10 protein-coding genes and 4 tRNA genes are annotated in these 12,639 nt (G+C 50.4%); 8 read left to right on the top strand and 6 right to left on the bottom strand.

What is annotated here, in order from left to right:
- Position 1 precedes the first annotated feature (1 nt).
- Genes wzxE through wecG form a run of 4 tightly spaced genes read left to right on the top strand, consistent with a single transcriptional unit; the run spans position 2 to position 4,437 of the window.
- Positions 2-1,252 carry a lipid III flippase WzxE gene (wzxE, locus tag DQM29_RS17340; protein WP_111741827.1) on the top strand — a complete coding sequence of 417 codons (1,251 nt, stop codon included), beginning with the start codon at positions 2-4 and terminating at the stop codon, positions 1,250-1,252.
- Complete coding sequence (locus tag DQM29_RS17335) at positions 1,249-2,328, top strand: TDP-N-acetylfucosamine:lipid II N-acetylfucosaminyltransferase (protein ID WP_111741826.1); 1,080 nt, start codon at positions 1,249-1,251, stop codon at positions 2,326-2,328. The genes wzxE and DQM29_RS17335 overlap by 4 nt, the downstream gene beginning before the upstream one ends.
- Positions 2,328-3,698, top strand: coding sequence for an ECA oligosaccharide polymerase (gene wzyE / locus DQM29_RS17330; RefSeq protein WP_111741825.1), 1,371 nt, complete (start codon positions 2,328-2,330; stop codon positions 3,696-3,698). The genes DQM29_RS17335 and wzyE overlap by 1 nt, the downstream gene beginning before the upstream one ends.
- Positions 3,699-3,708: 10 nt before the next feature.
- On the top strand, positions 3,709-4,437 hold the full coding sequence (gene wecG / locus DQM29_RS17325; RefSeq protein WP_232054936.1) for a lipopolysaccharide N-acetylmannosaminouronosyltransferase: 729 nt from the start codon (positions 3,709-3,711) through the stop codon (positions 4,435-4,437).
- A 73-nt stretch (positions 4,438-4,510) separates the two neighbouring features.
- Here the strand turns inward: wecG and sstT are convergent, their stop codons facing one another.
- Positions 4,511-5,773: a serine/threonine transporter SstT gene (gene sstT, locus DQM29_RS17320; RefSeq protein WP_111741824.1), complete on the bottom strand. Its 1,263-nt coding sequence runs from the start codon at positions 5,771-5,773 to the stop codon at positions 4,511-4,513.
- Positions 5,774-6,138: 365 nt separating this feature from the next.
- Here sstT and DQM29_RS17315 point away from each other — a divergent pair.
- The 4 genes from DQM29_RS17315 (at position 6,139) to DQM29_RS17300 (ending at position 6,584) form a co-directional block, all read left to right on the top strand.
- Positions 6,139-6,215 (top strand) — tRNA-Arg (locus tag DQM29_RS17315).
- 66 nt (positions 6,216-6,281) lie between these two features.
- A tRNA-His gene (locus DQM29_RS17310) sits at positions 6,282-6,357 on the top strand.
- A gap of 25 nt (positions 6,358-6,382) precedes the next feature.
- A tRNA-Leu gene (locus DQM29_RS17305) sits at positions 6,383-6,468 on the top strand.
- 39 nt (positions 6,469-6,507) lie between these two features.
- A tRNA-Pro gene (locus DQM29_RS17300) sits at positions 6,508-6,584 on the top strand.
- Between the two features lie 309 nt (positions 6,585-6,893).
- Here the strand turns inward: DQM29_RS17300 and catA are convergent.
- The 5 genes from catA to hemC form a co-directional block, all read right to left on the bottom strand.
- Positions 6,894-7,547 (bottom strand): type A chloramphenicol O-acetyltransferase, encoded by a 654-nt coding sequence (catA, locus tag DQM29_RS17295; RefSeq protein WP_111741823.1) that lies wholly within the window; start codon positions 7,545-7,547, stop codon positions 6,894-6,896.
- Positions 7,548-8,349: 802 nt separating this feature from the next.
- Positions 8,350-9,531 carry a protoheme IX biogenesis protein HemY gene (gene hemY / locus DQM29_RS17290; protein WP_111741822.1) on the bottom strand — a complete coding sequence of 394 codons (1,182 nt, stop codon included), beginning with the start codon at positions 9,529-9,531 and terminating at the stop codon, positions 8,350-8,352.
- 2 nt (positions 9,532-9,533) lie between these two features.
- Positions 9,534-10,715: a uroporphyrinogen-III C-methyltransferase gene (gene hemX / locus DQM29_RS17285; RefSeq protein ID WP_111742145.1), complete on the bottom strand. Its 1,182-nt coding sequence runs from the start codon at positions 10,713-10,715 to the stop codon at positions 9,534-9,536.
- A gap of 17 nt (positions 10,716-10,732) precedes the next feature.
- Positions 10,733-11,476, bottom strand: coding sequence for a uroporphyrinogen-III synthase (hemD, locus tag DQM29_RS17280; protein ID WP_111741821.1), 744 nt, complete (start codon positions 11,474-11,476; stop codon positions 10,733-10,735).
- Positions 11,473-12,411 carry a hydroxymethylbilane synthase gene (gene hemC / locus DQM29_RS17275; RefSeq protein WP_111741820.1) on the bottom strand — a complete coding sequence of 313 codons (939 nt, stop codon included), beginning with the start codon at positions 12,409-12,411 and terminating at the stop codon, positions 11,473-11,475. Before hemC ends, hemD begins: the two co-directional genes overlap by 4 nt.
- Positions 12,412-12,639: the final 228 nt, after the last annotated feature.

Genomic DNA, 12,639 nt, shown 5'->3' with positions numbered 1-12,639 from the left:
TATGTCCCTGGCTAAGGCATCAATATGGACCGCTGGCTCTACGCTGATAAAAATTGGCGTAGGGCTGCTGATCGTTAAGCTGCTGGCGGTATCGTTCGGCCCCAGCGGTGTGGGGCAGGCGGGGAACTTCAGGCAGCTGATTACGGTGCTGGGGGTTCTGTCCGGTGCCGGTATTTTTAACGGTGTGACGCGCTACGTTGCCCAGTATCAACAAGACCCGTCCCAGCTGCGTAAAGCCGTGGGGACATCTGCCAGTCTGATTTTAGGCTTTTCGACGCTGCTGGCGGTCGTTTTCATCCTGTTTGCTGAACCCATAAGCCAAGGGCTGTTTGGCCATACCCGATATCTTGACGTAGTTTGGGCGGTAGCCTTTATTCAGATGGGCATTGCCTATGCCAACTTCTTTTTGGCGATCCTCAAAGGCTATCGCGACGCGATGGGCAACGCGCTGGGGGTTATCGGAGGTAGTCTGCTTGGGGTTATTGGCTACATTGCCTGTTACTGGTTTGGTGGCTACAAGGGCGCTCTGGCGGGGTTGGCGTTAGTTCCCGCGTTGACGGTGCTTCCTGCGGGTATCATTCTGTATCGGCGCAGCCCTATGCCGCTGAGCTATCTCAAGCCCGCTTGGGATAAGGCCATGGCGAGCAATCTCGGTAAGTTCACCGTTATGGCGCTGATTACGTCAGTGACGCTGCCGGTGGCCTACGTGATAATGCGAAACCTTCTGGCGGAACAGTACAGCTGGGATGAAGTGGGTATTTGGCAGGGGGTAAGCAGTATTTCTGACGCCTATCTGCAGTTTATTACCGCCTCATTTACCGTTTATCTGCTGCCGACACTGTCAAAGCTGACGGAAAAGCGGGATATTTCCAGAGAGATTTTTCGCTCATTGCGTTTTGTGCTGCCCGCCGTCGCTGCTGTAAGCTTTACGGTGTGGCTGCTAAGAGACTTTGCCATCTGGCTGCTGTTTTCCAGTCAGTTTGTCTCTATGAGGGATCTGTTTGCCTGGCAGCTGGTGGGTGATGTGCTGAAAGTGGGTTCATACGTGTTTGGCTATCTGGTGATTGCCAAAGCGTCTCTGCGCTTCTATGTCTTAACTGAGGTGAGTCAGTTTGCCCTGCTGACCGGTTTTTCTCACTACCTTATACCTATGAACGGCGCGGTAGGCGCGGCACAGTCCTATATGGCGACCTATATCATTTACTTTATGCTTTGCAGCAGCGTTTTCCTTATTTATCGTGGACGGTCATGACAACGTTGATTCATATTTTGGGTTCCGATATTCCTCATCATAACGCGACAGTATTGCGCTTTTTTAATGACGAACTGGCGTCGTCAGAGATGGCGACACACTTTATGGTGGCGGCGAAGGACGGCGCGCCGTTTGCGGAATTTGAACGTTTAACGATTGAGCGCTATGAGAATAAGGCCAGCCTAGCCAAAGCCGTTATTTCACGCGCCAAAGCGGATAAAAATGCCCGCTTTCTGTTTCACGGTCAGTTCAACGCTCGCCTGTGGCTAGCGCTGTTACTTAATCAGATCCCTGCCCAGAGGGTGAGCTGGCACATTTGGGGCGCTGACCTGTATGAAGACTCTCAAAGCATAAAGTTTCGCCTGTTTTATCGGCTGCGCCGACTCGCACAAGGGAAAGTTGGTCACGTATTCGCCACGCGCGGTGATTTGCTTCACTACGCAGCTAGGCACTCTGACGTTCCCAGCTCGCTGCTCTATTTCCCTACTCGCATGAATCCAGACTATTGCCCGCCCTCTCCGGACAGTTTGAGCAGTAAAAAGCTGACGATTCTGGTCGGTAACTCGGGAGACCGAACCAATAGGCACGTTGAAGCATTGGAAGACATTCATCGCCGTTTTGGTGAGATGCAGGATCTTAACGTGCTGGTGCCGCTGGGCTATCCGAAAAATAATCAAACCTATATCGATGAGATTGCGGAAAAATCGGCCGCGCTGTTTCCTCAAGGGCAGGTGACTCTGCTGACGGAACAAATTCCCTTTGATGACTATTTAACGATGCTGGCAAACTGTAGCCTTGGCTACTTTATTTTTAATCGCCAGCAGGGAATTGGTACCCTGTGTCTGCTGATTCAAAGCGGTGTTCCCTTTGTTATCAGTCGACATAATCCGTTCTGGCACGACCTGCAGGAGCAGGGGGTGCCGTTTGTCTTCTATGGCGACGATCTTGATGTGGATAAAGTGAGTGAGGCGAAAGGGCGCATGTCTGAGGTCGACAAAAGTCAGATTGCGTTTTTTAATCCAAACTATGTTGACGGCTGGAAGCAGGCGCTGGCGATTGCAGTGGGGGAGGGATAATGGAGTTAGCGCAGTTTGGTGGGCTATTCGCCGTTTATCTTATTTCACTCTGCTTTATTTTAACGCTCACTTACAAAGAGTTTAGGCGGGTAAAATTTAACTTTAACGTTCTGTTTTCTCTGCTGTATTTGTTAACGTTTTACTTTGGTTTTCCGCTGACCTGTTTGCTGGTGTTTCAGTTTGACGTCCAGGTGGTTGAAGTTGACTCTTTACTTAATGCGCTGCTGTCATCTACCTGTTTTTATGCGATTTACTATGTTTGTTATAAAACCAGACTGGTAAAGGCGAGCGCGACACCGAGACCCGCGCTGTTTACCATGAACCGAGTAGAGACCAATCTGACGTGGATGATGCTGGCCTTGGTGGCTATTGCGACCGTGGGCATTTTCTTTTTACAAAACGGCTTCTTGCTGTTTAAGCTGGAAAAATATAGCCAGATCTTTTCCAGTGACGTTTCTGGTGTAGCCCTTAAGCGCTTTTTCTACTTTTTTATTCCGGCCATGCTGATTGTCTATTTCCTTAAGGAAAACACGCGCAGCTGGTTCCTGTTTCTGATTTCCACCGTGGCGTTTGGCATTTTGACCTACGTCGTGGTTGGCGGGACGCGGGCAAATATTCTGATTGCCTTCTCGCTGTTCCTGTTTATTGGCATTGCCCGTGGCCACATTACTCTTTGGATGCTGGTCATGGCCGGCGTTGTTGGCGTTGTCGGCATGTTCTGGCTGGCGCTTAAGCGATACGGAATGAATGTCACTGGGGCAGAGGCGTTCTATACTTTCCTGTACCTGACGCGGGATACCTTCTCCCCTTGGGAGAACCTGGCGCTGCTGCTGCAAAACTATGACAAGATAGAGTTCCAAGGGTTGGCGCCTATTGTGCGCGATTTTTACGTTTTTATTCCCAGCTGGGTGTGGCCTGACCGGCCGAATCTGGTGGTGAATACCGCTAACTATTTTACCTGGGAAGTGCTTAACTATCATGCGGGGCTAGCCATTTCGCCGACGCTTATCGGATCGCTGGTTGTTATGGGCGGTATCTGGTTTATTCCTCTGGGTGCGCTGCTGGTCGGGCTTATCGTTAAGTGGTTCGACTGGATTTACGAAAAAGGGAAAGCCGAGACTAACCGCTATAAGGGCGCCATTATGCAGGCGTTCTGTTTTGGGGCGGTGTTTAATATCATTGTTCTGGCCAGAGAAGGGCTGGACTCTTTTGTGTCGAGAGTCGTTTTCTTTGGCCTTATTTTTGCGCTTTGCCTGATTATGGCCAAGCTGTTGTACTGGGCTTTTGACGTCTGCGGCATGATCCGACAGCGGGTGCGCGGTTCTTTGTCCTCCGGGCAGACAAAGGTTGATAAAGCAGAAGTAGTGTAGGAGAGAGTAAGTGGGTACGCTTAAGTACAGTATTCGCGGTATTGATATTTGGGGCTTTCGAAATATGGCCCAGTTTGTCGATCATCTTTTTGATGAAGGCTCTCTGAAAACCGGAACGCTCATTGCCATTAACGCAGAGAAAGTGATGACTGCGGAGCAGGATAAGGCCCTGCGCGAGCTAATTGATGCGGCTGAGTACAAATATGCCGATGGCGTCAGCATCGTTCGTTCTATTCGCCGTAAGTATCCTGACGCAGACATGCAGCGCATTGCTGGTGCAGACCTGTGGGAAGCGCTGATGGAAAAGGCCGGAAAGAAAAACATTCCGGTTTTTCTGATTGGCGGTAAGCCAGAGATTCTGGCACAGACTGAGCAGAAGCTGAAAGACCAGTGGCAGGTGAACATTGTTGGTAGTCAGGACGGTTACTTTAAGCCAGAAGAGCGCAGCGCGCTGTTTGAACGCATTCGTGACAGCGGAGCAAAGTTTGTGACGGTAGCGATGGGCTCGCCGAAGCAGGAAATCTTTATGCGCGACTGTCGAAATGTCTACCCAGATGCTCTGTACATGGGCGTTGGCGGAACCTATGACGTGTTCACCGGGCACGTTAAGCGCGCGCCGAAAGCCTGGCAAAATATGGGGCTAGAGTGGCTGTATCGGCTGCTGGCTCAGCCAACGCGCTGGCGTCGCCAGGCCAAGCTGCTTAAGTACGTGATTTATCACTACACTAATCGCCTATAAGCACAGTGTCATTTGTATAAAAAAGCCCGTTTCATTACTGAAACGGGCTTTTTACTCTTTATGCTTGCAGAGCCTAGCTCTCTTCAGCAACCGCTTTATCAGAGGTTTCCAGCAGAGCTTCTTTTTTCTCTTCCGCTTTACACACCGCACCGATAAACACAACGTCGGTAGAGGAGTTGATGGCGGTTTCAACGGAGTCCTGCAGTACGCCGATGATAAAGCCAACGGCAACTACCTGCATGGCGATTTCGTTAGGAATACCGAACATGCTGCACGCTACTGGGATCAGCAGCAAAGAGCCGCCGGCTACGCCAGAAGCGCCGCAGGCGCAGACAGAGGCAATGACGCTTAGCAGTAGGGCCGTAGGAATATCAACAGCGATACCCAGCGTGTGCACTGCGGCAAGGGTCAGAACGGTAATTGTTACTGCCGCACCGGCCATGTTGATGGCGGTGCCTAGAGGAACCGCGACAGAGTAGGTTTCTTCCTTAAGCTTTAAGCGCTTGCACAGAGCCATGTTGACGGGGATGTTGGCCGCTGAACTGCGAGTAAAGAAGGCTGGGATACCGCTGTCGCGCAGGCTGGCGAAAACCAGCGGATATGGATTTTCACGCATAACCAGATAGGCAATCAGCGGATTGAGCACCAGAGCAACAAGCGCCATACAGCCGATCAGAACAGTTAACAGGTGAGCGTAGCCGCGGAATGCTGAGAATCCGGCATTGGGATCGGACATGGTTGCAGCAACCAGGCCAAAGATACCAACGGGCGCGAAGCGGATAACCAAACGAACAATAAAGGTAATGCCATAAGATAGATCGCTGACAACAGTTTTGGTTGATTCTGACGCGTGGCGAAGCGCGACGCCCAGTGCAATCCCCCAAACCAGCAGGCCGATATAGTTAGCTTCCATCAACGCCCTGATGGGGTTGTCGACCATTTTATACAGCACAGCGTGCAGGACTTCTACTACGCTTCCCGGTGGTGCGATAGAGGCTTCGTTGGTTGCCAGAAGCAGAGTTGAAGGAAACAGGAAGCTGCCGATAACGGCAATCAGTGCTGCGCAGAAAGTGCCTATTAGGTACAGAATAATGATTGGCTTCATGTTGGTTTTCTGCCCTTGCTTGTGGTTAGCAATAGAGGAGGCTACCAGAATGAAAACCAGAATCGGCGCGACGGACTTTAATGCGCTGACGAACAGATTTCCCAACAGCCCAACGGCCTGAGCCGCTGAGGGTGAAATTAAAGAAAGAATAATCCCGGCGACGAGGCCTATAAGGATTTGAGTAACCAGACTTCCCCGAATAAAGCGCAAAGGCTTATTTGTATGACTCACTGTGGCGATCCCTAAAATAGATGTTTTTCCGAGCCGACCCTTCTGGTGACCATTTTTATTGACAATATTGTCACTGCGCTGGAGTAGAAATAGCGCACAGGCCGTTCAGAAGGGGGTGTTTGCTGTTATAGACAAGATTATTTTTATTTCTTGCTTAAAGAGACTTTAAAAGAGGTTGGGGATTTCTGGAAGTAAAAAATGGGTATTAAAGTAAATTAATTACCACTAGAAGCGAATTTATCGCCGGTTTGTGATAAAAAATTGCGCTAATCGCTGATGAAGTGAGCAAACAAAAAAATTAGTGAAAAAAGGGCTAGACAGAAGATGATTAAATCCGTACTATCCTTTCCGCAACGGCGCGCTGCGCGCCCGTAGCTCAGCTGGATAGAGCGCTGCCCTCCGGAGGCAGAGGTCTCAGGTTCGAATCCTGTCGGGCGCGCCATTAAAAGTGCGCAGGGCGTGATAAGATCCAAGGTGGTTGAAATACCAGGTTGAGCAAAGATTTATGGTGGCTATAGCTCAGTTGGTAGAGCCCTGGATTGTGATTCCAGTTGTCGTGGGTTCAAGTCCCATTAGCCACCCCATTACCTAAAGAGTTTTGTGTACATTGCGAAGGTGGCGGAATTGGTAGACGCGCTAGCTTCAGGTGTTAGTGTCCTTCGGACGTGAGGGTTCAAGTCCCTCTCTTCGCACCACACAAAGCTGTCTGTTAGAAACCAAATAAGATGTATATTCGGCGAGTAGCGCAGCTTGGTAGCGCAACTGGTTTGGGACCAGTGGGTCGGAGGTTCGAATCCTCTCTCGCCGACCAATTCGTAGTCTGAGAGCTTTTATAGAGGCTCTTAAGCTCAAAAAATTAAGCAGTTACATAAAGCCCCTTAGCGATTAAATATCCTAAGGGGCTTTTTGATATCTGAGCGTTTGGTCTAAATAGACAGTGTGAATGTTAGATGAGGAAGAGGTACTCATCGCTCTTGGTTTACACCCTTAGTTCTAAAAAATAACCATAAAGCGTGGTTGTCCTTCAATTAAGGTATGCTGTTACGCTTTGAGTGACGAGACATATTGCATTATTTCTTTGAAACATTTCCCTATTCGTCTGGCCACTTAACCTTAACGACTATGCTTTTATTGCACTCAGGGGCTGATTGCACAGTGTTTGTAATGTATTCAAAAACCGAGCTACATGAAAACCATCACACGTTGCGTGGTGTGTCTGAATAGAAAGAGGAAGCAGGATCCTGTCGCTTTCAGATTGATATTTTCCCATAGTAATAATCGGTGAAAAATAATCCGTAAAGTTTGCAACATTTAGATTAAAGCTATCAAAGCTAGTCCAGGGTAATGATGAGATATTTAGAAAATTTCCCGGCTGTTCCGCCTGTGGGAACAGAGCGAGGTCACTTTTATAGCGTTCCACATTTACTATGTAATCAGCCATAAAATAAGCGATATCTGATGAGTATGGTGTCCAGACTGCAGAGAATGTTTCGGTTTCTTGATGAAATATAGTGAATAGAGGATCTAGGCTATCCCAAATAATCAATTCTTCATCTTTTATCGCTAGCCTAAATTCTGGATATTGATTAGCTACCTTAGTGAGAAGGTAAATAATGGTCGGATAAAATTTATAGTTTGTTTCAGATAAGAACGATAGAAGCGCAGTAATATCAATTTTGGTCGTTAAGCTAAATCCACACGGCACACGTTGACGATAAAATGAGAAATGTTCTCGACGATTCCATGTATCAACATTGTACTTTTTATAGTTCATTGATCCTCCTTTCTTATACAAACTATCCCCGCTTACGGCTTTTAAGCTGTAACTGAAGAATAGGCGATATGAGTCAGTAACACTAAATCCAGAATAGAAGAAGAGCTGCTGTACATACATAACAATCTGAATGCTAGACCAGTTCGTATTAACACTCTAACCATAGCGTAGAGAAGTGGAAATGAGCTGGACTCTAAACTTGGACTTTGATCTAGCATTTGAAAGAGCAGCCCATGAAACCCCTTCTTGCTATAGAACTGACTGCTATTCATGCCATGTCGTTATCTAAAGACATATAACTCATTGATTATTATTGTTTAGTTTTTATTGGCCTTTTGTCGTCTCTGTTTAGAGACATCTCCTCTAATTTTATAAACAGGAGAAGATAAAGTGGAGAATGCTATCTTTTTAAAAGGAATATAAAAGCTATTTATATCAGTATGTTGATTGTAAATGTGTGGGAGAACGCTCAAGTTGGCACGATAGCTGCAATATCTATCTCGTAGATGCTCATTCACCCATTTATGACAGCCGATCCCAGGATCGCTTCATAAGCTATCGAATGATGCAGAGCCGAGTTAGGGTGTCTATGGTCTGGCTTATGATGACAGTGTCATCAAACATCAGGCATAACGTTGAGTGAGACACCACCATGTTGTCCTTTGACCTGATTTTTTTCTCACACTTGTCTTTTTAGGCAAGTGTTTTTTTTTGCCTAAAATTCGGCAGACACAGTGAAAATAGCTATAAAAAAGGCGAACCGTTTGGCTCGCCTAATCTGTGTACAGACTTTTTCTGTGGGCTATTTTAACGTAAGCGCCAGGCCCTGACAGCGAGCCTGAGAGGCTTCCTGAGTGCGGTTCAGCTTGTCCAACGCGTCGGCCAGCAGCGCATAGTCTCTGGCGTTAGGCTGCTGCTCAATCGCCTGTTTAAGCGCATCACAGGCCTGTTCCCATTCGCCGTGCTGCATTAGCAGCTGACCCAGAGTTTCACTCAGCAGCGGCGTTGCGCCGCGCTCTTGAATTTGCAGTCTGAGCTCTTTTTCCAGCGGAGCCGGGTTACCGGTTTGCAGCCTTTGAATAAGCAGAATCAGCCTGTCGTCATACTGGTGCCTCAGGCTGTCCAACACGATCTTTTGCGCCTGCTCGTGATCGTCACAGTCGATGAAGTGCTCGGCCAGCGCAATCTGTAGCGCTCGGCTGTTGCGGACTTTTCTCGGCTGATCTTTCCACCACTGGCTCAGTCCTTCACTGCCGCCTTCTGACATTGCCTGAGCCATCAGGCCTGTGTAGGCTTCCAGCTTCAGACTTTCCATTGTGTCTTCGTCGTAAAGTTTGACTTTCTCTATCGACGGAATGATTTCCAGCAGTGAAGCATAGCCGCCGGTTTTCAGGTAGGCCTGCTGGGCTAGGCGCAGCACTTCCGGATGACGAGGAGCATCGTTGAGCAGGTCGTCTACGCCGTGACGGGCTGCGTGATATTCCCCCTGCGCCAGCTGAATGCGGACACGGGTAATATCGACGGGCAGCTGATCGGTATCGGCCAGCTCGGCTGCGCGGTTCAGATAGTCATTAATACGCTGAGAGTCGCCGTTCTGCTGAGCAGCTTCTGCCGCCAGCAGATAGTTGACCACTGGCTGCTCGGCGTGATCGGCATTGCGGGTCAGCAGTTTTTCTACCTGACTGAAGTCACCTTCAGCCAGTTTGAGCATGGCTGCTCGGGTCTGCCTGCGAGCGCGAGTGCTTTTACGACCGATAAACCAGCCCTTGGTGCGGGCGCTGGTGTGGAAAAGGCGGCGCAGCACCCATTCCAAGCAGAACAGAACGATAACCAGCAAAGCGATTGAAATCGCCAGACCTGTTACGCTCATTTTTATATCGTAGTTGTCAGTCTGGATAAGCACAGCCCCCTGATGGCCCGCAAGGAGCGGGCCCAGAGCGATACCGGCAACCAAAACCACCAGCAGGAATAGTAGGCGAACCATGCTTAGCCCTCCTGATTAGCGGCAGGAGCCGGAGCGGCGGCGGGGGTAGACTGCAGCGCGTTCTGGCTACGGGCTTTGATTGCAGCATCCAGCAGCGGCAGGCTCTTCAGCGTTTTAGGAAGATCGAGGCTGACTGACTGCTGGCTTAGCTCGTCTAGCTGAGCCAAGAAGGCTTTGGTTGAGGCCGCATCGGGTTCAAAGTAGGCACGAACCCAAGTAGATACGCTCTCCAACGATTGGTTATAGATAGCGCCCTGATGTCGCGATACTGCTCTGGCGGCGATCAACAGCTTGAGGCGCAGGTTTTCGCGCAGATAGGTGTCCTGATCCGGGGTTAACAGAGGGTTGGTCAGCTCGTTTTCCGGCACGTTTCTGGAACGAATGGTGATGAACTCTGACATAAAGTTACGCCAGCTTTTTTGCAGATTCTGGCGCCAGTCTTTGAGCTCAGTAGTGACTTCAGTGCTTTCTTTACTGATGGGCGTATTATCCCAATCGGTGCTGGCAGAAGGCAGGTTCATTATCTGATCGGACAGCTCGTTCAGGGTCAGAGCAATGCCGTCAAAGTCTACCTGACTGACGCCGGAGATAGCGTTGATGTCTTGAATAATTGCCTGACGCACTTCACTCAGACTTGGATCGTTCAGCTCCGCCAGTGACTTATCGGCGCTTTTCAGCATGTTGACAGCGGTGGCAATGTCCTGCTCTATCCAGAGCTTGCGGGCGGCCATTTTGACTAAGAAGTCAGCTTCAGAAAGGTGCCAGACCTTGGCATCGCTTGCGGCGATGGTGGTGACTCGGCTTTGCAGTGCTTCCAGTGTCGCAGACTGCGAGCTTAGCTGCAGGCGCTGTTCATCAAGCTTCTGCTCTGTACTTTTCAGCTGGTCAGTCAGTGCGCTTTGCGAGGAGACCAAACGATCGTCTTCTTTAGACTGACCCGCTTTCAGCGCGTCGATCTGTGACTGAAGTTGAGCTACAAGCGCTTTTTGGGATGCTACCTGCTGGTGTCCGTGATAGTACAGGCCGCCGCCGAGGGCGATAACTAACGCAATGGCGATAGCGCCAAGTGCAACACCCGCGCGGCCACCCTGCCTGACGCTGGAAGTTTGAGTTACTGTTTCTTTTTCAGCTGAGCCGTTGCTGTGCTGTTCAGCCGGTGCTGATGGGGTCGTTGAATCCGTCATCTTGGCACATCCCATAGTTAAAATGATTGCAGCGCGCGAATCAGCGCGCCGTTGTCCGCATTATCTGCAACCCGGCATCGTGACCAGCCCAAAACCGCTGCCTGCTCGGCCAGTCGTTCACTCACGACCAGCAGGCTGAGGTTGAGGAGCCAATGACGATGGCGTCCGGGTGTCAGATCGTAAATCTGTTGTAGCATTTCTCCGCTGGTCACCACCAGCGTATTTACCTGCGCGAGCTGCCAGCTTTCACAAAGCGTGTCGCCGTCGTAAGCGATAGGAACGCGCTGATAGCACTCGCAAAATCTGACTCGCGCACCGCGTTCTGTCAGCGTTTTTGCCAGCAGATTTCTACCACCGTTGCCGCGCAGGATAACGATATCTTTTCCGGCAACGCGTTGTAATTGAGGTAACTTTAGCATTTGCTCGCTGATTTCGCGACCTTCCGGAGAGTGAACCGAAAAACCGCTGGCCTCTTCAAGAGCCGATGCTGTCTTCTGCCCAATGGCCAAATAGGCGATCCCAGAGGGCCAGGGGATATTTTGTTCTTCGAGCTCTTTTTGGGCATAGTCAACGGCATGCTGAGAGGCGGCAATCAGTAGACCGCTGTTACCCAACTGGCGTAAAAACTCAGGCAGCCGGTCGAGCTCGCTTCCTTTAGCAAACGAAATCAGCGGTGTATGGCAGGCGTCCATTCCCAGAGCAATAAGCTGCTTAACCAGCTGTTCGCCGGCGGGGGAAGGGCGCGTAACCAGAATCATCAGGATTCGCTGTCCTGATACAGGCGCTTAAGGATGCTGTCGGCGCCGTTTTGCAGAAGCTCCTCGGCTAGCTCAATGCCCATTTGCTCTGCGCTATCTACTGACCCGCGACGTTCTCCGCGTACGATTTGACTGCCGTCCGGCTCACCGACCAGCGCGCGCAGCCAAAGCGTATCGCCTTCTAGAATGGCGTAGCTGCCGATAGGCACCTGACAGCCGCCTTCAAGGCGGGCGTTCATGGCGCGCTCCGCTAGCACACGCACAGCGGTTTCACTGTGGTTTAGCGGCGCCAGAAGCGCACGCGTTGCCCGATCGTCAAGCCGACATTCGATGCCAACAGCGCCCTGACCTACTGCTGGCAGTGACTCTTCCGGCGTCATATAGGCACGAATACGCTCATTGAGATTTAAGCGCTTTAGCCCAGCGGCGGCTAAAATAATGGCGTCATAGTCGCCGTTATCCAGTTTGCTCAATCGGGTTCCGACGTTGCCGCGCAAGTCGGTAATGATAAGGTCAGGTCGCCGGGCTCGCAGTTGGCACTGGCGGCGCAGGCTAGACGTGCCGACAACGCTTCCTGTTGGCAGCTCGTCTAAAGAGTTAAATCGGTTAGAGACAAAAGCATCGCGCGGATCTTCTCGCTCACAGATAGTGACGAGACCTAGTCCTTCGGGAAACGCGACGGGAACGTCTTTCATTGAATGGACGGCAATGTCAGCGCGCCCTTCCAGAAGAGCCATTTCCAGCTCTTTAACGAACAGCCCTTTGCCGCCTACTTTTGCCAGCGGCGTGTCGAGGATGATGTCACCCCGGGTAATCATGGTAACCAGCTCGACGTTAAGGCCTGGGTGGCAGGCCAGCAGGCGGTCGCGAACGTAGTGGGCCTGCCAGAGAGCCAGCGGGCTTTGGCGGGTAGCAATGCGAATCGTATTTTGAGACATGGCTTATCATTACCTTTTTTATTGTGCCGCTATTCTACCAGCTGGTGCACAAAGTGTCAGCGCAGTGGGAAGATTATCACTGCGTCGAATTTCACTTTTCAGCGGTGCTTGCTGCTGAAATATAATCGGTTTCCCATTTTTCACAGCATTCTGAGAGATCGCGAAAAGATTTGCTTTATGAATAATATCGCGCAGTGACGGGCGGAGTAGAGGGCAATATCTTTACGC

The sequence above is a fragment of the Leminorella richardii genome (genome assembly GCF_900478135.1).
GTDB classification, from domain to species: domain Bacteria; phylum Pseudomonadota; class Gammaproteobacteria; order Enterobacterales; family Enterobacteriaceae; genus Leminorella; species Leminorella richardii.
This window is presented reverse-complemented; position numbering and strand designations above follow the sequence as displayed.